The 22,132-nt window shown below is 66.9% G+C and carries 19 protein-coding genes; 7 read left to right on the top strand and 12 right to left on the bottom strand.

What is annotated here, in order from left to right; translation table 11 throughout:
• Nucleotides 1–188: 188 nt before the first annotated feature.
• From D5S19_RS31420 to D5S19_RS31395, 6 genes are all read right to left on the bottom strand, one after another.
• A complete protein-coding gene (locus D5S19_RS31420) occupies nt 189–1,097 on the bottom strand; it encodes a hydroxymethylglutaryl-CoA lyase (RefSeq protein ID WP_120027003.1) in 909 nt (302 codons plus the stop codon).
• A 16-nt stretch (nt 1,098–1,113) separates the two neighbouring features.
• Nucleotides 1,114–2,313 carry a CaiB/BaiF CoA transferase family protein gene (locus D5S19_RS31415; RefSeq protein WP_120026971.1) on the bottom strand — a complete coding sequence of 400 codons (1,200 nt, stop codon included), beginning with the start codon at nt 2,311–2,313 and terminating at the stop codon, nt 1,114–1,116.
• A gap of 52 nt (nt 2,314–2,365) precedes the next feature.
• Nucleotides 2,366–3,175: a Crp/Fnr family transcriptional regulator gene (locus tag D5S19_RS31410; RefSeq protein ID WP_267901185.1), complete on the bottom strand. Its 810-nt coding sequence runs from the start codon at nt 3,173–3,175 to the stop codon at nt 2,366–2,368.
• Between the two features lie 91 nt (nt 3,176–3,266).
• Complete coding sequence (locus D5S19_RS31405; RefSeq protein WP_120026969.1) at nt 3,267–3,701, bottom strand: GlcG/HbpS family heme-binding protein; 435 nt, start codon at nt 3,699–3,701, stop codon at nt 3,267–3,269.
• Entirely contained in the window at nt 3,691–4,023 is a 333-nt protein-coding gene (locus tag D5S19_RS31400) for a NifU family protein (protein ID WP_120026968.1), read from the bottom strand. The genes D5S19_RS31405 and D5S19_RS31400 overlap by 11 nt, the downstream gene beginning before the upstream one ends.
• The gene (locus tag D5S19_RS31395; protein ID WP_199730811.1) at nt 4,020–5,018 is read right to left on the bottom strand and encodes an amidohydrolase family protein; all 999 of its coding nucleotides are present in this window, start codon (nt 5,016–5,018) and stop codon (nt 4,020–4,022) included. Before D5S19_RS31395 ends, D5S19_RS31400 begins: the two co-directional genes overlap by 4 nt.
• A 484-nt stretch (nt 5,019–5,502) precedes the next feature.
• Here D5S19_RS31395 and D5S19_RS32235 point away from each other — a divergent pair, with 484 nt between their 5' ends.
• The 3 genes from D5S19_RS32235 to D5S19_RS31385 are packed head-to-tail and all read left to right on the top strand — an operon-like array spanning nt 5,503 to nt 8,610.
• On the top strand, nt 5,503–6,453 hold the full coding sequence (locus D5S19_RS32235; protein ID WP_158605691.1) for an MBL fold metallo-hydrolase: 951 nt from the start codon (nt 5,503–5,505) through the stop codon (nt 6,451–6,453).
• The gene (locus D5S19_RS31390; RefSeq protein WP_158605690.1) at nt 6,450–7,217 is read left to right on the top strand and encodes an MBL fold metallo-hydrolase; all 768 of its coding nucleotides are present in this window, start codon (nt 6,450–6,452) and stop codon (nt 7,215–7,217) included. The genes D5S19_RS32235 and D5S19_RS31390 overlap by 4 nt, the downstream gene beginning before the upstream one ends.
• A gap of 49 nt (nt 7,218–7,266) precedes the next feature.
• Nucleotides 7,267–8,610, top strand: a complete 1,344-nt coding sequence (locus D5S19_RS31385) for an MFS transporter (RefSeq protein WP_120026965.1) — start codon at nt 7,267–7,269, stop codon at nt 8,608–8,610.
• Between the two features lie 115 nt (nt 8,611–8,725).
• Here D5S19_RS31385 and D5S19_RS31380 read toward each other — a convergent pair whose 3' ends face one another.
• The 5 genes from D5S19_RS31380 to D5S19_RS31360 form a co-directional block, all read right to left on the bottom strand.
• Complete coding sequence (locus D5S19_RS31380) at nt 8,726–9,853, bottom strand: type III polyketide synthase (protein ID WP_120026964.1); 1,128 nt, start codon at nt 9,851–9,853, stop codon at nt 8,726–8,728.
• Between the two features lie 9 nt (nt 9,854–9,862).
• Nucleotides 9,863–11,002: a cytochrome P450 gene (locus D5S19_RS31375; protein ID WP_199730810.1), complete on the bottom strand. Its 1,140-nt coding sequence runs from the start codon at nt 11,000–11,002 to the stop codon at nt 9,863–9,865.
• 959 nt (nt 11,003–11,961) lie between these two features.
• The gene (locus D5S19_RS31370) at nt 11,962–13,008 is read right to left on the bottom strand and encodes an amidohydrolase family protein (protein WP_233574279.1); all 1,047 of its coding nucleotides are present in this window, start codon (nt 13,006–13,008) and stop codon (nt 11,962–11,964) included.
• A 321-nt stretch (nt 13,009–13,329) separates the two neighbouring features.
• Nucleotides 13,330–14,496 (bottom strand): iron-containing alcohol dehydrogenase, encoded by a 1,167-nt coding sequence (locus tag D5S19_RS31365; RefSeq protein ID WP_120026961.1) that lies wholly within the window; start codon nt 14,494–14,496, stop codon nt 13,330–13,332.
• Between the two features lie 5 nt (nt 14,497–14,501).
• On the bottom strand, nt 14,502–16,001 hold the full coding sequence (locus D5S19_RS31360; protein WP_120026960.1) for a CoA-acylating methylmalonate-semialdehyde dehydrogenase: 1,500 nt from the start codon (nt 15,999–16,001) through the stop codon (nt 14,502–14,504).
• A gap of 127 nt (nt 16,002–16,128) precedes the next feature.
• On the opposite strand from D5S19_RS31360, the gene D5S19_RS31355 reads away from it, so the two are divergent.
• The 4 genes from D5S19_RS31355 (at nt 16,129) to D5S19_RS31340 (ending at nt 20,277) form a co-directional block, all read left to right on the top strand.
• Nucleotides 16,129–17,106 carry a LysR family transcriptional regulator gene (locus D5S19_RS31355; RefSeq protein ID WP_120026959.1) on the top strand — a complete coding sequence of 326 codons (978 nt, stop codon included), beginning with the start codon at nt 16,129–16,131 and terminating at the stop codon, nt 17,104–17,106.
• A gap of 186 nt (nt 17,107–17,292) precedes the next feature.
• Nucleotides 17,293–18,264 carry an aldo/keto reductase gene (locus D5S19_RS31350; RefSeq protein ID WP_120026958.1) on the top strand — a complete coding sequence of 324 codons (972 nt, stop codon included), beginning with the start codon at nt 17,293–17,295 and terminating at the stop codon, nt 18,262–18,264.
• A gap of 27 nt (nt 18,265–18,291) precedes the next feature.
• Nucleotides 18,292–19,293 (top strand): fumarylacetoacetate hydrolase family protein, encoded by a 1,002-nt coding sequence (locus D5S19_RS31345; protein ID WP_120027002.1) that lies wholly within the window; start codon nt 18,292–18,294, stop codon nt 19,291–19,293.
• Between the two features lie 54 nt (nt 19,294–19,347).
• Nucleotides 19,348–20,277 (top strand): quinone oxidoreductase family protein, encoded by a 930-nt coding sequence (locus D5S19_RS31340; RefSeq protein WP_120026957.1) that lies wholly within the window; start codon nt 19,348–19,350, stop codon nt 20,275–20,277.
• A 320-nt stretch (nt 20,278–20,597) separates the two neighbouring features.
• Here the strand turns inward: D5S19_RS31340 and D5S19_RS31335 are convergent, their stop codons facing one another.
• Nucleotides 20,598–22,127 carry a bifunctional 3-(3-hydroxy-phenyl)propionate/3-hydroxycinnamic acid hydroxylase gene (locus tag D5S19_RS31335; protein ID WP_120026956.1) on the bottom strand — a complete coding sequence of 510 codons (1,530 nt, stop codon included), beginning with the start codon at nt 22,125–22,127 and terminating at the stop codon, nt 20,598–20,600.
• Nucleotides 22,128–22,132: the final 5 nt, after the last annotated feature.

The raw sequence follows: 22,132 nt of genomic DNA, 5'->3' as shown, positions 1-22,132 counted from the left end.
CTGGACCTGATGCGACAACCTGCAATACTCCGGCGTCGAGATCGAGATCGCACCACCACAGCCCCGTCGCCTCGGACGTCTTCATGACCACGACACGCCACTGGAGCACAACTGCGGTTGCCGTACTGGAGGACATCGGCAGTCCACCGCACGCGCCTCCGCCACCTGTGAAAGGCCCGACCTCCGTCCTATGTGGATCTCCGATTGAGCGCGCGGTGCAGGGAACTTGTCAGCTCGTGGCCGACGGCGTTCTCCGCAATCGTGGCCGCGCGATGCAGTCCGGAGAGATCGAGTCCGGTGTGGACACCGGACTCTCCGAGCCAGTACACCAGCTCCTCGGTCGCGATGTTGCCACTGGCGCCGGGGGCGAACGGGCATCCGCCGAGTCCTCCCACCGAGGCATCCAGCTGCCGAACGCCGGCCAGTATGGCCGCGAGGGCATTGGCCTGCCCGGCCCCCCGTGTGTCGTGCAGGTGGATGCCGATCTCGATGCCGGGACAGGCGCGTGCGACCTCACCGAGCAGGCTCAGCAAGCGCGCCGGAGTCGTGGTGCCGATCGTGTCGGCGAGGCAGAGCCGGTCCGCGCCGGCGCGGACCGCGGCCTTCACCACCTGGAGGATTCGAGCGGGTGGGGTTCGCCCCTCGAAGGGGCAGTCCCACGCGACGCCCACGATGACCTCGACGTCCCCACCGGCTTTGTGCGCGCGTGTGGCGATCTGGCCGATCGCGTCCGTGGCATCCGCGGTGATTTTACCCGTGTTGGCCTTGCTGTGGGCGTCCGAGGCCGAGATGACATATTCGAGGTTGGCGACCCCGGCGTCCACGGCGCGGTCCGCACCGCGAGTGTTGGCCACGAGCGCCGAGAACCGTACCCCCGGCCAGCGTCCGAGCTCGGCCGCGACCTGATCCGCGTCCGCGAGGGCAGGAACCGCCTCCGGGGATACGAAGGAGGTGACTTCCACTCGCCGTGCGCCGGCATCGACGATCGCGTCGAGGAGTTCGAGTTTGGTCGAGGTCGGGATGGGGTTTTCGAGCTGGAGGCCATCACGCATACCGACTTCGCGGATGTCCACTTCGTCCGGCAAAACGAGCGACATGGTCTTCATCTCCGGGTCAGATCGTTGCTGTCGCACGAAGTGAGGCGATCTCGGCGGTACCGAGGCCGAGCTCGGTGAGGATGTGGTCGGTGTGCTCGCCCAGGTCCGGTCCTGCCCAGCGGACGCTGCCCGGAGTACCGGACAGGCGAGGAGCGACGTTCTGCATGGCGAATTCTTCGCCTCGCCTGTTGCGCGCGTGGGTGATCGCCGAGCGAGCCGCGAAATGCTCGTCGGCGAACATGTCCTCCGCCCGGTAGACCTTTCCGGCCGGTACACCGGCCTCGTGCAGCATCTCGAGCACGGTGTCGGCGTCCAGCTCACGCGACCAGCCGGCGATGAGCTGGTCGAGCTCTGCCTGGTGCTCGCCTCGGGCATCGTGGGTCGCATACCGAGGATCGGCTGCCAGCTGGGCGCGTCCCATCGCCGCGGCGAGCCGGCGGAACACCGTGTCCTGGTTCGCCGCGATGAGGACTTCGGCCCCCTTCGCTGTGGGGTACACGTTGCTGGGAGCGACATTCGGCAGGATCGCGCCGGTCCGCTCTCGCTGATGGCCGACCGCATCCCACTCCGTGAGCTGTGCCTCCGACATCGCCAGAACCGCCTCGTAGATCGCCGAGTCCACCACCTGGCCGCGCCCGGTGGACTTCCGGGTATGCAGTGCTGCCAGTGCACCGAGGGCGGCGTAGGTGCCGGCCAGCGAGTCGCCGATGCTGACTCCGGCCCGTGCGGGGGGCCGGTCCGGTTCACCGATCAAATGGCGCAGGCCTCCCATGGCCTCCCCGATCGACCCGTAACCGGCACGACCGGCATACGGACCGGATTGACCGAATCCACTGACCCGGACGACAATGAGGGCAGGGTTCTCAAGCCAGAGCCGTTCCGGGGCCAGGTTCCAGCGCTCCAGCGTTCCGGGCCGGAAATTCTCGATCAGAATATCCGCGGTGGCCAGCAGCTTCCGGGTTACCTCCTGGCCTCGTGCGCGGCGAAGGTCGCTGGTGATCGACTTCTTGTTCCTGGCGATCACCGGCCAGGTCAGCGAGTCGCCGTTGTCGTTCTTCGTGCCCCAGTGTCTCATCGGGTCCCCGGCGCCCGGCTGCTCGATTTTGATCACCTCGGCACCGAGGTCACCGAGCAGCTGACCGCAGAACGGGCCGGCAATGAGCTGTCCCATCTCGATCACCCGAATGTCACTGAGTGGACCGGGTGGGTTCGTCATGCTGTCCGTCCTTTCACGCCAATCGCCACGATTCGTAGTGACGGAGCGGCCATCATCGGTCAGGCCGGGTGGGTTGACTCTCATTCCCGCGCGTACCGCCACGTTTATCGGAGCTTTCGTCCGGGCCACGAGCGCCGGTGCTCGCCCAACCCGTCCGGCCCGCCCCTGCGGCTGCCGCCGTCTGCGGAGGCAGCCCGGATTCTCCGGCGCGCTGCAGGCCGGCTGCATCCAGTACCTCGATCCAGCCGCGGTGCAGCGCGATCGTGCCCGCATTCTCGAGCCGTTTCATGGCGTAGCTGACCGAAACCCGGGTACGGCCGGTAGCGCTGGCGATCTCCTGGTGGGTCAAATGCAGCAATCGATTGACTTCGGGCGGAGCGTCGGCGCGCCCGCTTTCCGCCCACAGTGCGTGCAGAAGTGCGGCGGTCTGCGTCGTGGTGTCCGAGAACGCGGCGAGCCCGACCTGCTCGATCAGGTTGGCGATCTTGCGGTGGGCACGCTGCAGCAACGCGTAGACCAGGTTCGGCTCGGACATGCACAGACGCTCGAACTCGCGACGCGGCATCACCCGGACGACCACTTCGGTGATCGCCACCGCACGCGCGCTCGCCGGCAGGTTGCCCGGTTCACCGAAAATCACCGTGTCGCCGAGCACGCACCCGGTTCCCTTGTAGAACAGCAGCCGTTCAGCACCTCCCGGATGGCAGGTGGTGACCCGGGTGACGCCGTGTTCGATGAGGAGGGTTTCGTGTTGCGCCCGTTCGACGTCGAACACCACCGACCTCGGCTGGTATGTCGCGGTCGGACAGTGTGCGAAGTAGGGTGCGATGTCGGACCCACGTGAATCGACGAACGGCTTCACACGCACCTCCTGCAGGCGTCCCTGCGAAATCGGCCCAGCTCGGATCCCGCCGCTTCATTGTGCGCCGCGTGCGCGGCTGGTGCCGCTTGTCTCAGATCGGGTATCCGGCTTGTTCGAGCGCGGTTGTCGCGATCTTCATGTCATCGGTGTAGTGGCCCCCGGACACACCGATGCCGCCGACGACAGCTCCGTTGACCTTCACCGGGTACCCACCACCGAAAACGACGAGTCGCGGCGTGTGCACGATGCCGTCGGCCAGCGGCGCGTCGTCCTTGATGAAGTCGTGCCATTCATGGGAGGCGAGGCCGAATGCGGCGGCGGTATATGCCTTGTCCTGCGCGATCTGCACGGTCAGGAGCGCCGCCCCGTCCATGCGGACGAAGGCTTTGAGGATTCCCGCTGGGTCGACGACGGCGATCGTGCTCGCCTGACCGTGTTCCTCGGACGCCGCCGCGGCGGCGTTGACGATTCGTTGAGCGAGTTCGGCGCTGATGGCCGGCTGGTCGAAGGTCGGGCTAGCGAGCATGGTCTCCACCTCCGGAGGATCGGCGCCGCGGTGCGGACAGGCTGAGAATCCGGTTGACGGCCGCTTCGGATACGTTGACGTTGGGAGCGCTCACCGAACGCACGCCGGGAACAGCGCGGACGATCGGTGCCACTTTGCTGTAAAAGGTGGCCGCGACAGCGGGACAGGCTTGGCAGGCGCCATCGAAGCGCAGGCTCACATCGCCTTCCGGAGTGATCGACGCACTGGCGACCGCACCGCCGTGCGAGTCGAGAAACCGGCTGACGTTGGCCTCCAGGGCGGCGTCCACCCGGTGCTGGAGGTCGGGCAGTAACGAACTCATGGCTGCCGCTCGTCGCTGCCATAGATGGTTTTGAGGGTCTGACCGACATCGATACCGAGCAGCCGCGCATAGTTCTCGCCGAAGATCTTCCGCTTCGCGTCGCGGGTGATCCGCGGGAAGCCGTAGTCCTCCTGCAGGTTCCGCGGCATGTCCAGCTCGGCGAACAAGTCGATGTAGCCCTGGACATTGGGCCACACGAACGCCTCGGAACCCCACAGCAGACGGTCGGGACCGACATACATCAGCGCCTTGCCCAGCCGTTTGAGCGCCTCCCTCGGCATGATCGGATAGATGTTGATCCACGCCGACAACGCGAGCCATACGTTCTGGTTACGCGATGCGATGCTGATCGACTCGTCGATGTAGGGATCCCCGAGATGGTGAATGACGAAGGTCAACTCCGGAAAATCGATCGCCGCCTGCTGCAGATCGGTGGGGTTCATGTGTTCCATGCGCTCGGTACCGAAAGGAACGCCCTTATGGAACTGGACGTTGGTGATACCCAGTTCCAGCGCCTTCTCCCACAACGGATACGCGATCTGCCGGTCGTCGATCCGCCAGCTCAGCGAGTTGTCATGCGCCTGATAGAACTTGAAACTGACCGCACCCCACTCCTCGGCCTGCCTGGTCATCTCCTTCATCGCACCCTCGACACCCTGGTACAACGGGTCGACCCCGCCGCAGAACAGCACGCGATGGGGAAACGCCTCCTTCAACGCGTACTGCCGATGCGCCGGCGAGAAACCGTCCTTCCACCAGCCGAACAGCGGAACCGTCTGCGCCATCGCGATGTCGGTCTGCGACTCCTCGAACAGAATCCGCCCAGCCTCTTCGACACTGAGCTCCTCGTCGAGAAAATGATCATTGGCCGGGTACTTCTCATTGGACAGAACCACGCCGAAACCGTGCAGGTTCCGCGCGACCTGCTCCCCCCGGGGGCCGATATTGCCCGGCTTGTTGTCATACATATGCACGACATTATCGAACACGAACATTCCATCACGCATATAAGAGCGCCTCTCTGGGTTCTTCGCGTGTCGGCCGCCGGCCGAGTCATCCGACTCCCGGTGCGGCACTGAAGGACAAGACTGCCGTGACTGCCGGGGGCTGAGGTAATTGCTCACCGCGCCGACCACTCAACCAGTGATTGTACACTATCCGAGTCTCCTGCTCCGATGTCAATACTCCCGCCGGACTGACTTCCCGGCCCCCGCCGGGCGATCTCGCCCCGGCCCCACCGGCCGCGAACCCGCGACCCAAGCACTCGCGTACGGCTGCGGCCATCGCGTGCCTGCAACGCTGAAACCCGTTCTTGAACTGCACATAACCTGCAATGTCAAGCATTAGACCGACACGCAGGGGGACCCGGGACACAATGAGCGGAGTTCCTGACCGGCGTTGCGGCCCAGCCTGATCCGCCTGACTGATCCGTCGCGGAGAACCAGGGGCGACGACCGGCGGTAAGCCGGCCACTTTTCGATGATTGTATACGATCTGGACTTTTTGCTTCTTCGCATCGACGGGAGGAAGATCATCAACGCTGGCTTCACGCGCTCGTTCGGCGCGCATCTGCACGTCGCGCATCTCGCGCATCGATCACAGGCCGCGCAGTCACCTGCCATCCCGGCCGCCACCCGTGACACCGCGGGAACGGCCGCCGTCACCAACGTCTACCTGCTGACGGACGCGGCGCGTTCGCTGCTGGTCGATACCGGGCCCGTGGCCGCCCAGGACCTGGTCCTGAGCTGGCTCGCGGACACGCTGCCCGGCTCCAGCGCTCTGTGCGTTGCCGCGCTGCGCATGGGTGAATTCGACTCGATCGCGAACATGGTCGCGGTTGCCGCCAAGTTTCCGATCGAGACCATTTTCGGCGCACAGGTCGACGGGCTCGGGTGGTTCGACGTACACCCGGAACCAACCTCGCCCGGCGCGCTGCAGGATGCCGTTTACCAGCGAATGCCGTCCCAGGCAGGCATTTCCCTCGGCGACGGCCGGACGGTGGAAGCCGTCCAGCCATTGCTTCGGCTGCTCACCACCCACTGGCTCTACGACCCGCTGACCGGCTCCGTGTTCACCTCCGACGCGTTCTCCTACGCCGGCGACGTGGGCTCCGGTGGTGATGCGTGGACGGTCAGTGCAGGGTCTGACGCCATAACGGTCGACGATGTGTGCCGGCATCTCGTCCGGACCCGCTATTGGTGGCTTCCCGGCGCCGATACCCGGCCGATCAGCGAATGGCTCGAACAGTTCTTCGCCTGTCACGACGTCGAGCGCATATGCCCTGCCCACGGCGCTGTGCTCGACGGGGCAGGCGTCGTCCAACGCCACGTCGAACTGCTCCTGGCGGCTCTTCACCGCTTCCGCACCGAACCGCGTGGTTATCCCTTCGCACGAGCGGCCACCGTGGCCGGCGGAAAGGTGGCACGATGACCGCCCTGCCACGCCGGCTCGGTCCCGGCCTGTACTGGCTCGGTGACTGCATCAAGACGCAGCACGCAGGCCGTACCTACCATGCCTACAACTCGGTGTACATCGTGTCGGGTGAGGATCGCTCCGTGCTCGTCGAGACCGGGTTCCCCGCCGACCTGCCGATGCTCGGGCGACAGATCGACGAGCTGCTCGCCTCGGGTGCGGTCGCTCCCCTGGAGTACCTGTTCGTCACCCACCAGGAGACTCCGCACGCCGGTGGGCTCGGGCGTTTCCTCGAGAAGTTCCCGGACGCGGTCGCCGTCGGCGGCGTCGAAGACCTCGACCAGATCTTTCCCCGGCATGCCGAGCGTTTGCACCTCGTCGGGACGAGCGCCGAATTCGATCTCGGGGGAAGATCGTTCCGCATCACGCCCGGCGTCATCCGGGACCTGATCACCACGTATTGGGGCTTCGACACCCTTACCCGCGCGCTGTTTCCCGGTGACGGGTTCGCTTACAGCCACTTCCACGAGGAGGGCCACTGCGGGCTCGTCGCCGAGGAGGCGGCGACCCTCGACGTCCCGGCGATGACCGCGCTGTTCGCCGAATTCGCGCTCCACTGGACCAGATTCACCGACGTCGAGCCCTATCTGGTGGAACTCGACCGGCTCATCGCCGACCTCGACGTCACCCTCGTAGGCCCCACACATGGCCTGCCCATTACCTCGCTACCTCAGACCCTTCCCTTGGTAAAGCGAGGATTCCGAGCCGGTGCCGACGCCTGAGCCAGCCCCGAGCATCTATCCTTTCACCGATACCTGAAGGCTGGAACCCATGGACGTACACCGTCGTACGCGCACGATCGTCAACCGACGCCTCCTCACGGTGCTGTTCGGCATCGCGCTCATCTCGCATATCGACCGATCCAACGTCAGTTTCGCAGCGCTGGACATGAACAGGCAGCTCGGCATCTCCAGCACGGTCTTCGGGTTGGCGGCCGGAATCTTCTTCATCGGCTATGCAGCGTGCGGCCTGCCGCACGCTCACATCCTCGAACGATTCCGTTCGCACCGCTGGCTCGCCGCTATGGTCGGACTGTGGGGTCTGTCGTGCATGACCCTCGCCTTCGTCCCCAACCCCGCTCTGTTCATCCTCTTCAGGTTCCTGCTCGGCGCTGCGGAGGCGGCGTTCATTCCGGCCGCGTACACGTGTATGGCGCGGTTCTACTCGCGCAATGACCTCGCGGGTGCGACCGCGAAGATCGCCGCTGCCTCGGCGATGGCCTCCGTCGTAGGGGCGCCCCTGGCCGCCGGGATGCTGCAGATCGACTGGGTAGGCCTTGTCGGCTGGCAGTGGCTGTTCGTCCTGCAGGGTGCCCCTGCCGTGATCATCGCACCCTTCGTAGCGCGACTCGTGCCGTACGGCCCCGAACAGGCTCGCTGGCTGCCCGACGCGAACCGCCGCTGGCTGCTCGACCGCAACGAGCAGGACGACGCGACCGTCGACCTCGCGGGCAGGGGCGCTTCTTCGACGGTCTTCGCCAGCGTCATCCGCATGCGACGGGTATGGATCCTGGGCGGCGTCTACTTCTCGGTCAACCTCGGCTTCTGGGGACTGATCTTCTTCCTGCCCCAGATCGTCAAATCGGGCTTCTCGCACCTGAGTTCCGCACAGGTCGCGCTGGTGTCCGGGCTGCCGTATCTCGTCGCCCTCATCACGATGATCTTCTTCGGCCGCACCTCGGTCATGACCGGCGATCGCCGGTGGCATCTGTTCGGACTCCTGCTCGGCTCCGGAGTGGCCCTTTTCGTCGCACTCGAGGTCGGTTCCGCGACCGCGCGCCTCGTCGCCCTGGCCGCGGGGATCGCACTGTCCTACTCCGCGATCGGCCTCTACCACGCCGTCACGGCCTCCACACTCGCACCGAATGTGCGCGCCATGGGCCTTTCGCTGGTGAACGGCCTCGGCCTGCTCGGTGGATTCGTCGGCCCATATCTGTTCGGCTGGCTGCGCGGAAGCACCGTTTCGAACACGACCGGCTTCTATCTGTTCAGCGCTGCATTCCTCGTGGGTGCTTTCGTGGTCCTTGTCGCCGCTCGGCATTTCCCGGCAGCGTCGCGCGATCGCGATCAGGCCACAGCGCTGTCGACCCCCGAGCCCGAGGCGACCGCGCTGTGAAGTAACTGCGCGTCCCTCGCCGCAGCCGAGGCCGGCCCCGCGCCAGACCTGATCATGCCCGGGGCGACGTCCACCCGCGGACACGCCCTATCTTCTCGAAGGTTCCGGGAGGACATCATGCCCGCGTTGCGGCTGGTTCGTTCGTGCTGGATTGCCTAGTCGTTTCGCGTGCCTGGACCGGAAGGACTGGTTCTCCGGTCGCGGTCCACGTGCCGAGGGTGATTTCGGCGGTGATGCCAGGACCGAAGCCGGCAATGATTCCCTGGTCGGCGTGGTTGACGCTTTCGGCGTCGAAGAAGCGGTCGAGGGCGTCGAAGATGACGGCACTCGCGATGTTGCCGCGCTCGGTGAGGGTCGCCCGGCTGTAACGGAACATCGCCGGTGGCAGTTTCAGGTACGTGCACAAGTCGTCCAGAATTCTGGGCCCGCCCGCGTGGACGATGTAAAAGGCGAGCCTGGAGATATCCTGGCCGCGCAATCCGGCCATCTCACGCAGGGCGGGGGCGAGGTCGGCCATGGTGCCGGGTACCCGCTTGTCGAGCATGAAGTGGAAGCCGGTGTCGCGGACCGCGTAGGAAATCCATTGTTCGGTGCCGGGTACCAGGTGGGAGCCGTTGTGGTCCAGCCGGACACCTCGGCAGCCCTGGCCGCGGACCACCGCGGCGGCGATCGCATCCCCGAAAAGGCCATTGGACAGCAGGTTGCCCACCGCCAGGTCGGTCGGCTGGTAGCACAGTGAGCAGAATTCACAGCACAGGATCAGCACGTTCGCCTGCGGGTAGGCGGTACAGAAATCGTGGGCGCGGTTGATGGCTGCGCCGCCGGCGGCGCAGCCGAGCTGGGCGATCGGCAATTGCCGAGTCTGCGGCCGGAAACCCATCGTGTTGATGAGCCATGCGGTCAGCGAGGGCATCATGAAGCCGGTGCAGGAGACATAGATGATCATGTCGATGTCGCGGGGGGCGAGGTCGGCGTGGGCCAGGGCGCGGTACGCGGCCTCGGGTACCCGGGCTTTGGCCTCCGCCTCGTAACGGGCGTTGCGCGAGGTCAAGCCGGGGTGGCGGAGGGTGTCTTCGATGGGCTGCACCAGGTGGCGGGTCCGCACTCCGGTGTTGGCGATCAGGCGTAGCGCAAGATCCAGCTGGGGGTGGTCCGCGTGCAGCTCCCGCGCCAGGTCGAGGGTCTGCTCCTGGGTGATGACGTACTCGGGCACGGCGATGGCCGGCCGGCACAAGGTGGCCATGTCCGGCCCCTACCAGGTCACTGGCAGGGCCAGCGGGTAGCGCCAGATGGACACGGTGTTCCACCGCACCTCGTCTTGTGGCACGGCCAGGCTCAGCCCCGGGAAACGGCTGAGCAGCGTGCCGATGGACACCTGCAGGACCATGCGGGCCAGGTGGGATCCCAGACAGTGATGACTGCCGTAGCCGAAGGTCATGTGCCCGGCGGGCGACTGCCGCTCGAAGTCCAGCTCGTCCGGCCGCTCATAGGCGAGTTCGTCGCGGTTGGCGGTCAGATACGACACGTGCACGATGTCGCCCGCCTTGATGACCTGGCCACCGAGTTCCACGTCCTCCAAAGCAACCCGGGGAATGCCGACCCCCTGCCGGAAGGGGATGTGGCGCAGCAGCTCCTCCAGTGCCTGAGGCAGCAGGCCGGGCCGCGCTCGCAGGTGCGCCAGATGGGCGGGGTGCGTCAGCAGCGTGTAGACGATGTTGCAGATGTTGTAGGTGGTGGTGTCGTGCCCGGTCACCACCAGCAGCATCGCCAGCACGGCCAGTTCGTCGGCGCCGAGGGCGTCCTCGCCGATTCTCGCGGTCGCCAGCGCACTGATCAGATCGTCGCCGGGGTTGCGGCGCCGCGCGGCGGTCAGCTCGGCAAAATAGCCGCGTAGCGCGGTCTTGGCGGCGGCCGCGGAGGACGTGTCCTCGGCGCTCATGGACATCATGGCCATGGCCCAGCGCCGCAACTGCGACCGGTCCGCCGCCGGTACGTCCATCATCTGGCTGATCGTCATCACGGGCAGTTCGCCGGCCAGGTGTGCGGCGACATCGGCAGGCGCGCCGCGCTCGACCATGCCGTCCAGCAGCCGGTCCGTGGTGCGCTGGGTCCAGGGGCGCAACGCCTCGACCTGGGCAGTGGTGAACGCTTTGACGACCAGCCGGCGCACCCTGTTGAGCGCCGGTGGGTCCATCAGGTTGATCGCCTCGGATTGCGCGATCGGGGCCGGGGTGATGCGCGGGAAGTCCCGGCCGACGAGCGCGGCCCGGCTGAAGCGCCGGTCGGAAGTCACGGTTTGCACGTCGGCGTAGCGGGTCACCAGCCAGCAGGGACCCGCTCCGTACGGCATGTGCACCCGAGCCACCGGCGCCTCGGTCCGCATCCGCGTCATGAACGGATCGGGCTCCAGAGCGTCATCGTGTCGGAATGGACACGTTTGCCCGGTGTTTATAGCAGTCATCGGAATACTCCCGCCGATCATGCAGCACCTGCCAGCGTATCCCTCGCCCGGTACAGAGCCGCCTCGATCAAAAGAAGATCACTCGTAAGAGATCACCCGTGCCCACGCATTCGGCGGCGCCGGTCCGCACGCCCGCCATCACCATTCGGGCGTGACTTCCCTCAGCGCTACGCCGCATTTACGATTCGCGGTCCGCGAATCCGTGGCGCCCTTCCCGTCCCGCAGGTGAAACGGACGAACGGAGGAATCCTGATTCGGGCGATCCTACGATGCGTGCCCGGTTCGCTGCGGATGCTGTCGCGGAGTGGTGATCGCGCAGTCCGAAAGGGGCAAGCCCTGACTACCGACCGCCAAGGCCTGTGCGGTCCTCCCGGACACGCCACCGCTCACCGGCTCGGTGTGAGCTGTTCGCCTCGTTCGGGCGTCTTCTGAGCGCGTCGTGGTACGGGCGCACTGCGATTGCCGGCACCGCGATCCGTGCGACGGCTCGCGCTCAGGGCCTCGTCTGCGGTGACAGATGGGGTGACCGCCGGTGGGGGCCGAGCCGTGGTGCAGCGTCGTTCACTTGCGGTCAGTGACGGGTCAACAGGATGGTGATCTTCGCGCGCCGGCGGGGAATCGGAGTGGCGGCGCTGCCTGTGCGATTTCCCGATGATTTGGGGGACAATTCAGTCCGAATGCAACGGGCGACATCGGAACCGTTGCACAGCCTCGACGAAGAGCGCACGAACAGAAAAAAGGGAGTATTCCATGACCGTGCTTACCGCAGCGGATCATGCTCGGGCACAATAGGTCACGACTGGTTCCCGAAGCGAAGATTGATGTTCACGAGGATGACATCGATTTCGACGCACTGGGCGGCCGACGGGGCTGAGCAGCCAGCTGGTCGTTCACCCTTTGTGGCGCCTGTCGACGACGATCTCGCCATTCAGGATCGTCATGCCGAGTTCGCGGAGGTTGCCGATGTCCTGGGTGGGATCGGCGGCCAGCATGATCAGGTCGGCGCGTTTGCCGGGCGCCACCGTGCCGAGGTCGGGGCGGACGCACTGCCGCGCCGCGCCGCTGGTGGCCGCGACCAGCGACTGGATGGGTGTCATCCCCGCCGCGACCATCAACTCGGCCTCTGCCAGCGTGTTCGCCCCGAACCGGCCCGGGCCGCAGAAGGTGTCGCTGCCCAGCGCGATGCGCACCCCGGCGTCGGCGACCTTCTTGACGTTGCCGCGGGCGTCCGGATGGATCGCGTCGTGAATCCAGAGCGTTGGCGTGTAGACGATGTCGCGTTCGAGCATCAGATCGATCAGCGCGTGATCGGTAATCGGTTCGACGGTGACACCATGCTCCAGGCCGTCCGCGCCGGCCTCGAGCGCTTCCCGTGCCGCGTCCTGCTGGGCCGTGTGAACGGTCACCTTGAGACCTCGCTCGTGCCCGGTTTCGATGCCCGCCCGAAGGAAATCGAGGGGTAGCCGCACAAGCTCGACAGGATCCGGAAAGGCGGCATTGTGCCAGACATACTTCGGCGAACCGTGGGACGCGCAAGCGCCTTCCGACAGGAGTTTGATCGCATCGACCTTCCGGTCGGCCAGATGATGCACCAGATCACGCATCTGCTGCACGCTGTCGATCTCGCCGGTGAACCGGGCACGTGCCCAGGCATTGCCGCTGAAGATGGTGGACGCGGGATGCCCGTCGCGTACGGTGATGCCGCAACCGGTCGCCAGCAGCCGGGGGCCCCGCAGCGCGCCCGCGGCGATCTTGGCGCGCGTCTCCAGTATTCCCCCGGTCGGATCGCCCACCGACTTGATGGTGGTGACCCCGTGCTGAAGGAACAAGTCAAGCCGTCCGGGAAGCTCGTTCTCCTCGAACGCCCGCATCGATTCCGGATCGGACACCGCACGGACGTCGTAGAAGTGCAGGTGCGTGTCGATCAGGCCGGGCATCACCCAGGATTCGGCCGCGTCGACCTCCTTTGTGCCGCTCAGTGGTTCCGCCGAGACGGCGGCGATCTCGCCACCGTTGATGGCGACATCGCGCAGCCCGGTGTGGACCTTGTGGCCGTCGAAGACGTGCGCATTGTGGATCACGAGGTCATAGGTCCTCGTGATCACCTCGGGTTCGTAGGCCATCGCTCTCACTCCTGATCAGGCAGTATTCGGCACGGGTCGGGGCCGGGCCAGTCGTCGGGACGAGCATCGTCGACAACCCGGGAAAGAGCCAGCACCTGGTTCATGGCGAGCCAGGACAGGGCCGCGTACCCGCGGTCATTTCCAGAGCGACCGGTAGAGATCTTCGATCTCGGCGATCGAGGCGACACGAGGGTTGTTGTCCGGCGAACCCGAGGCCTTGGCCTGTTTCGCCATGACCGGAATCGATTCCCGCCAGCTGTCCTCGGGGATGCCGTACCGGCGCGGGCCGGGGACCTCCAGATCGGCGTTGAGGTCGTGCAACGCGGTCACCAGTCGTCGCGCGGCCTGGCTGTCGGTCATGTCCGCGCTCGCCACCCCGACCGTGCGTGCACAGGTGGCGTAGCGGTCGGGGGCGGCGTCCACCGAGTACGCGGTGATGGTCGGCATCAGCATGGCATTGGACAGGCCGTGCGCGACGTGAAAGTGCGCGCCGATCGGGCGGCTCATCCCGTGCACGAGTGCGACGCTGGAGTTCGAAAACGCCATACCGGCCTGCGTCGCGGCGATCATCATCTGCGCACGCGCCTGCTCGTTGGCCGGCTCGGCATAGCTGACGCGCAGGTTGGCGAACAGCGTCCGCATGGCGGTCAGCGCGAGGGCGTCGGTGAAGGGGTTGGCTTTGCGGCTGACGTATGCCTCGACCGCGTGCACGAGGGCATCGACACCGGTGTCGGCGGTGAGCCGGGGCGGCATCCGCATCGTGAGCGTGTAGTCGATCAAGGCGATGGCGGGCAGGAATGCCAGGCCGGCGCAGAGCATCTTCTCATTGGTCGCGCTGTCGGTGATGATCGTGAAGCGGGTGCATTCCGATCCCGATCCGGCCGTGGTCGGGATGGCGATGACGGGCAGCGTCGGCGCGTCGGTGACGGCAGGTGCCTTGTAGTCGCGCATGGCGCCGCCGCGCGATCCCAGCAATGCCACCGCCTTCGCCGTGTCCATCGGGCTGCCGCCGCCGATGCCGACGACACAGTCGAACTCGCCCCGGCGCAGCGCGCGCACGCCGAGGTCGATGGAGTCGGTGGTCGGGTCGGGGCGCACTTCGGAGAACACCTCGGCCTCGATCCCGGCTTCGGCCAGCCGGGCGGTGATCCGGGCCAGGAACGGCTGGGCGGCCAGGAACGGGTCGGTGATGATCAGGGGACGGGCGAGCCCGGCTGACTCCAGCACCTCGGCCAACTCCATCGAGCAGCCACCGCCGACGCGGAGAATTCGGGGCAGGGCAACGGAAGCAGTGTCGGTCATCGGACTCACCCGTGGCCCGGGAAGCTGAGATCGACGCCGGCCCGGGGTGCCGAGCGTTGCGGCCAGCGACTGGTGACGACCTTGCCGCGGGTGTAAAAGCGCACGCCCTCATCGCCATAGGCGTGGGTGTCGCCGAACAGCGAAGCCTTCCACCCGCCGAACGAGTACGCGGCGGCCGGCACCGGGATCGGCACATTGATGCCGACCATGCCGGCCTGTACCTCGTTCTGGAAACGCCGGGCGAGGCCGCCGTGCTCGGTGAACAGGGCCGCGCCGTTGCCGTACGGGCTGGCGTTGACCAGGTCGAGCGCGTCGTCGAACGTCGGCACCCGGACGATGCTCAGGACCGGCCCGAAGATCTCGTCCCGGTAGATCGAGGACTCGGTGGGGACCTCGTCGAACAGGCTCGGGCCCAGCCAGAAGCCGTCGTCCTCGCCGTCGGGCCGGCCTTGCCTTCCGTCGACGACGAGCTTGGCTCCGGCCTCGACCCCGGCATCGAGGTAGGAGGCGACGCGATCGCGGTGGGCGCGGGTCACCAGCGGGCCCATGTCGCAGCCGCGCCGGCCGTCGCCGTACCGCAGTGCCGCCATCCGCTCGGTGATGCGCGAAACCAGCGCATCTCCCACGGAGTCGACGGCGACGAGCACCGACACCGCCATGCACCGTTCCCCGGCCGAACCGAACCCGGCGGACACGGCCGCGTCCGCGGCGCCGTCGAGGTCCGCGTCGGGCAGCACCACCATATGGTTCTTCGCCCCGCCGAGCGCCTGCACCCGTTTGCCGTTGCGGGTACCCGTTTCGTAGACGTGCCGCGCCACCGGCGTCGAGCCCACGAAGCTGACCGCGGCTACCTCGGGATGCTCCAGCAGGCGGTTCACCGCGACCGCGTCTCCGTTGACCACGGTGAACACCCCGTCGGGAAGCCCCGCCTCCGCCCAGCACTCGGCCAGCAGCCGCGCGGCCGAGGGGACCTTCTCACTCGGCTTGAGCACCACGCTGTTCCCACAGGCGATGGCGATCGGCGTGAACCACAGCGGCACCATCGCGGGAAAGTTGAACGGGGTGATCACCGCGCACACCCCGACCGGCTGCCGGATCGCGGTGACGTCGACGGTGGTCGAGACCGATTCCGAGAACCCGCCTTTCACTTGTGCGGACAGGCCGCAGGCGTACTCGACGACCTCGAGCCCGCGGGCGATCTCCCCGGCGGCGTCGTCGAGCACCTTGCCGTGCTCCGCCGTGATCGCGGCGGCCAGTTCGTCGCGACGGCGCCGGAGAATCGTGCGGAAGTCGAACAAGATCTGCGTGCGTTTGGCGAGCGTCGAAGACCGCCACGTCGTGAACGCGGCGGCCGCGCCGGCAACGGCCGCATCCACCTCTTCGACGGAAGCCAGATCGACGTGGGCGGTGACCGTGCCGAGCGCGGGATCGAACACCTCTCCCTGGCGATGAGCCGGACCGGTCCACGGTTTGCCGCCAACCCAATGGGTGATGCGCTTGCTCAACGGTGAGGCTCCTTCGCGAGGTCACAGGGGGATCGGCTACGAGCGTCGCCCCGCAGAAACGCACAGGCAAGGACCAATCGCGCAGGCATGTGTGCAAATCTGCACTTACCTTTGTAGGGTCGGGACCATGACATCCGCCGACGGTCTCCGCTATTTCCTGCAGGTGGCGAAGCGGGGGCGGCTCACCGTCGCGGCCGACGCCCTCGGGGTCGACCACACGACGGTCGGCCGCCAGGTCGGCAAGCTCGAACGCGCCCTCGGCCACCGGCTCTTCGACCGCAACCCCTCCGGCTGGACCCTCACCGAGGCCGGCCACCGGCTCCTGCCGCACGCCGAGGCCGTCGAGGCCGCGGTCACCGCCGCTTCGGGACTCGGTGCGGCCGGCACCGGGCAGCTCGACGGCACCATCCGCATCGCCACGCCCGATGCGTTCGGCGCCTTCCTGCTCGCACCAGGACTGGGGCCGCTGCGAGACCGGCATCCCCGTCTCGACGTGCAGATCGTCACGTCGACCCGAAACGTCCCGTTGGGCATGCGCGAGTTCGACGTCGCGGTCACCCTCGAAGAACCGCGACGACGGCACGCCTTGTACTGCAAGCTCACCGACTACATCCTCGGCTTCTACGCCAGCCGGTCCTACTTGGCAGAGAAGGGGCCCGTCGAGCGCCGCAAGGATCTGCGCGACCAGACGCTGATCTGGTACGTCGACGATCTCCTCGACATCGCTCCCTTGCGCCTGCTCAACGAATTGCTCCCCGACCAACGGGTTTCGATCCAGGCCAACAGCGTCACCGGTCACTGGCAAGCGGCCGTCGCCGGACTCGGGATAGCCCTGCTTCCCCGTTACCTCGGCAGCCAGGACCGGCGCCTCGTGCCGGTGCTCTCCCACGACCTCACCTTCAGCCGCAGCTACTGGCTCGCCGTCCCCCGCGAACTGGCCCGGCTCGACCGCGTGCGCGCCGTCGTCGACGTCCTCGAAGAGATCGTGGCCGCACGACACCACGACCTCCTGGGCGCCCTGGGAACGCCGCCGGCGCCAGGTACTTTGCGGCGAACACTGGGCCTGGGGTCGCTCCCCCACACCGAGAGAACGTCCTCGTCGTGACGGGACAGCCGATCTCATGATTCTTGGTCTCGTCAGGACGTAGTCGAGGGAATCGGGTGACGTCGATACTGAGGCCGTGCAACCGGCCGCGTTCGCCGTGCCCGCCGACAGCGCGCCGCCTGGTCGAAGAGCGGCCACGCACCGCGGTGCGGATCCCGCCGGCACGCCCGAGAACGGAGATACTCAATGACGATCCCCACCAGAGTCCTCGGGCGCACCGGCGTCGAGGTGTCCATCCTCGGGTACGGCTCCATGGAACTGCGTGGGCCGGATGCCATGGGAGGGCCGGCGATCAGCGACGAGGACGCGGGGCGGCTCCTGAACGAGGTGCTCGACGCCGGGGTCAGCCTCATCGACACCTCGGCTGACTATGGCCGTAGCGAAGAGCTCCTCGGACGATATCTCGGCTCCCGGCGTGACGAGTTCTTCCTGGCCTCCAAATGCGGTTGTCCGCTCACGATCGAGCCTGGCTGGGATCCGCCGGCCGTGGGCGCCGCGCACGACTACACCGCGGACCGCATACGGACAGGTGTCGAGCAGAGTCTCGGCCGCCTTCGGACCGACCACCTGGATCTGCTCCAGGTGCATATGTCCCCGGCGAGGACGCGGCTGGAATCGGATGGCACGATCGAGGAGCTGGAGAAGCTCCGTGCTGAAGGAAAAGTCCAGTTCATCGGAATGTCGGGCATTCTTCCCCACCTTCCGGATCACATCGCTATGGGCGTCTTCGACGTATTCCAGATCCCTTACTCGGCACTCCAGGACGAGCACGAGCCCTACATGGTGCGGGCGGCGCAGGCCGGTGCGGGCATCCTCATCCGGGGCGGGACGGCCCGCGGGACCGCGTCGGAGGACAAGAGCTGGAGCGTCGAGCCGCTGAGCCTGAGCGGCGCCAAAGCACCGGCAAAGGACGTCTGGAACGCGGCCGGGCTCGACGACATCATTCCCGGCGACATGAGCCGCCATGAATTCCTTCTGCGTTTCACGCTCAGCCATCCGGCGTTGTCGAGTGCCATCGTCGGCACGAGCAGCTTCGCGCATTTCCTGAGCAACGCCGAGATCGCGTCGCGGGGTCCGCTTCCGGCCGAGCTTTATGCCGAGGCGAAGCGCAGGCTCGCCGCGGGTTCCGGTGACGCCAGCGAGGAAAATCCATTCTGAACGATCCATCAGTCCCGCGAGGTGGGCATGAAATTCGTGACCTTTGCGGCCAATCGGCCGGGCCGGCCCGTACTGCGTGCCGGGGTTCTGGGAGACGGTGTGGTGGTCGACATCGACCATGCCATCGCGGCGCGCGGGGGCGAGCCGCTCGCCGGTAGCTCCGCCGACGGCGGTTCACAGCTGCTCACGCTGATCCGGGCGGGAGACCGTGCGATGGAGATCGCGCGTGCGGCCACCGAGCACGCGGTCGCGGCCGGCGATGAACACCAGGGTGATGACGTGATCATCCACCCGGCCGGTGAAGTGCAGCTGGTGTCACCACTGCCCCGGCCCAACAGCCTGCGTGATTATCTGGTCGTCGAGGAACATCTCCGCAACTGTGTCACGGCCGGATTGATCGACTCGATCGCCGACGAGTGGTACCACATCCCGGCGCACTACAAGGGCAACGTCGACGAGATCTACGGTCCGGACGACACGGTGCCGTGGCCGGCCTACACCGACAAACTCGACTACGAACTCGAGATCTGCGCGGTGATCGGGACCCCCGGGCGACGCATTTCGGCCGAGGACGCGGGCCGGCACATCCTCGGGTACACCCTGTACAACGACTGGAGCGCGCGCGATCTCCAGGCCAGGGAGATGAGCATCGGCACCGGTCCGGGCATCTGCAAGGATTTCGGGAGCTCCATCGGGCCTTGCATTGTCACGCCCGACGAGTTCGACCGCGACACCGCCCATCTGGAAGCCAGAATCGACGGCGAGGTGTGGTCGAGCGGCGTGCTCGGCGCGATGCACTTCTCTTTCGAGGAAATCATCGAATGGACCAGCCAGGAGGAGACCTTGCGGCCGGGCGACCTGCTCGGGAGCGGCACGGTCGGGCGAGGCTGTGGCGCCGAGATGGACCGCTGGATCACCGAGGGGTGCGTGGTCGAACTCGAAGCCGAAGGCATCGGCGTCCTGCGCAACCGGGTGGGCCGCAAGGGTGCCGGTCCCACCCGCGTCATCGACGTCGAAGCCTTGCGCTAGAACAACTTTTGCCGCGAGCAGGTCGAAAACGCGAGAGAGCGAAAGGCAGCACAGATGCGCGGAGTCACCATCCATGAGGCCGGCGGTCCCATCACCGTGCAGGACAAGGAGGTCCGCGCGGCCGGTCCGGGAGAGATCCGGCTCCGCGTCGGCGCGGCCGCGGTCAATCCCATCGACACCCTCATGTGGCGGACATTCGCCCCCGCCGGACCACAGTCATCGCTTACTCCGGGAATGGATGCGGCGGGGACTGTCGAGTCGATCGGTCCTGACGTCGACCGGCTTTCGGTCGGGGACGCGGTAATGGCTGCGATCAACGCACGCCTGCCCGAGGGCGGCGCTCAGGCCGAGCTTGTCGTCGTCCCGGCCTGTTCCGTCGTGCCCATCCCCGACGGGCTCGCTCCGACAGCGGCCTCGGCCCTGCCCATGAACGGGCTCACCGCACTCGAGGGACTGCGTCTGCTCGACCTGCCGCCGGGCGCGACGCTCGCGGTGACGGGTGGCGCGGGACAATTGGCGTCCTACGCCATCCCGCTGGCCAAACGTCAGGGCCTGGTGGTCATCGCGGACGCGAAGCCCGAGGATGCGGCACTGGTGGCCGGTTTCGGCGCCGATCATGTGGTTTCGCGCGGCGGCGGCTTCGGCGCCGATGTGCGGCGGCTGGTCCCCGAGGGCGTCGACGCGGTGTTCGACACCGCGCAGTTGACCCGCGCAGCACTACCGGCGGTTCGCGACGGCGGTGGGATCGCCGTCGTGCGCGGCTGGGACGACGGCGACGACCCGGAGCGCGGGGTTCGCGTCTTGCCCGTAAGGGTGACCACGGCGCTGCCCAACACCGACTGGCTGGAGCTGATTTCCACCGAGGCGGCAGCCGGGCGCTTGGTACCGCGAATCGCGGGCACCTATCCGCCGGAACGCGCCCAGGAGGCCTACGAGCGCATGGACTCCGGCGGCCTCCGCGGACGGCTCGTCATTACCTTCTGAATGCCGGAACGCCGCGATATGCGGGCCGGATCGCTTCGTCTTCGGCGATCCGGCCCGCATATGGCGTTGCGGACCGGCTGGCGCGGCGTCGGAAGAGCTGCTCTCCCCACAGAGCTGGGCCTGCCGCCTCACCGCGCTCGGTGAGGTGGCAGGCCCGTCTTGTGATCGGTCGCCGGTGAGCGATGATCCTGATCGTGGTGGATTCGTTGTCGTTGCGGTCGGAGTGCGCCGATCACGCACGACGGCACCGCGCAACGCCCACCGGCCAACGGGTCTCACCGCGATCCGGTCCCGGTGAGACCCGCGACGCCACGCTGACTTCAGGTGGCCGAGTCGACGTCGGCAAAGAGCGCGGCTTGCGGTTCCTGAATGAGCGCCTCAAGGCGCGAAATCAATGCTCGCACCTCAGCCGGGCTGTTCGCAGTACCGAACACATAGCGATCGGGCCGGATCAGGACCGCGCCCACGCCGAGCCGCGAGAGCCATGCCGCGAACTCATCGGAGGAGGCACTGACCACCTGGATCCCGAACCGCCGCAGACTCGGTCCCGCCGTATCGCGCACATCACCCAGCACTGAGTCGGTTCCGACGAGAGCGAACCGGAAGCCCACTACGTCGTCCAGGAGAGTGCCGTCCGCGAGCCGGGGCTGCTCGCTCAGGGTACCCGCCCAACGACCGCCGGCGGCGAAGACGCCGGGGCCCATCAGGGGGCGCAGCGGGCCCCGTTCTTCGACCGGTGGCGGCTCCAGGTGGGCCGGGACCTCGACCATGTCCTCGATCTGGTTCGCCATTTTGGCGGCCGTCTCGACGAACACCGTCATATGCGGCTTCCGCTCGCTTTCGTAGGTGTCGAGCAGCTCCGGCGGCGCCTCTCCGCGGACGACCAGCGGCAGCTTCCACGCCAGGTTCGTGGCGTCCCGTACCCCCGAGCACATTCCCTGGCCGAGGTGCGGCGGCATCTCATGGGCGGCATCGCCGGCGATGAACAGCCGGTGGCTCCGCCAGCGATCGGCGACCACGGCCTGCCACCGATACATGTCCGCACGGGCGATCCGATACTCGCTCGGCCGGAACCATGGTTCGAGAAGCCCGTATATCCGGTCCAATCGCTCGAACTCCCGCGTATCGTCCTCCGGCCTGAGGAGCCATTCGAACCGGAGCATCCCCCGTGACAGGTACAGAAAGGTGACCGGATTCCGCAGCCCGGCCTGAATGAACGTATCCAGGTTCGGCGGCAGTCCTGGTGAGGTGACGAACGGCTCGATGTCGACGATCAGCGACCGATGCGTCGCCGCATAGTCGACGTGCTCGGATCCCAGGACGGAGCGAACCACGGAATTCGCACCGTCGCAGCCGACCACATAGCTCGCGGAAATTCCCGTCTCGACTCCTGAGGACGCGTCACGAAGGAGAAGGCGCGCGACATCGTCGGCATCTTCGATGGCGAGAACCTGCCACCCGTAGTACGCGGACGCGGAATCCGATTCCTGGATGAATCCCCGCATTACCGACTCCCAGTCCGGTTGATGGAACATGTAGTCCGAGTTCCACCCTTGCTCCGTCTTGCCCCGATGCATGTCGAACTCCATGACCGCGCGGCCATCCGGGTCGAGAAAGCGGTACGTCCCGACACCGATGTAGCGCGACTCCATGTGGGTGAGCCCGAGTGTCTGGAAGATGCGCATCGTCTCGTCATCGAGATGTGTCGCCCGCGGGAACGAGACGGGCAGCCGCCACCGATCGATGACCGCCACGCGGACACCGGCCGACGCCAGCAGATGGGCGAGCGTCAGACCGGTCGTACCGCACCCGACAACCGCGACGTCGAAATGCCGGGAGGAGTCACTCATGGCTG

This window comes from Amycolatopsis panacis, from assembly GCF_003600245.1.
GTDB lineage: Bacteria > Actinomycetota > Actinomycetes > Mycobacteriales > Pseudonocardiaceae > Amycolatopsis > Amycolatopsis sulphurea.
This window is presented reverse-complemented; position numbering and strand designations above follow the sequence as displayed.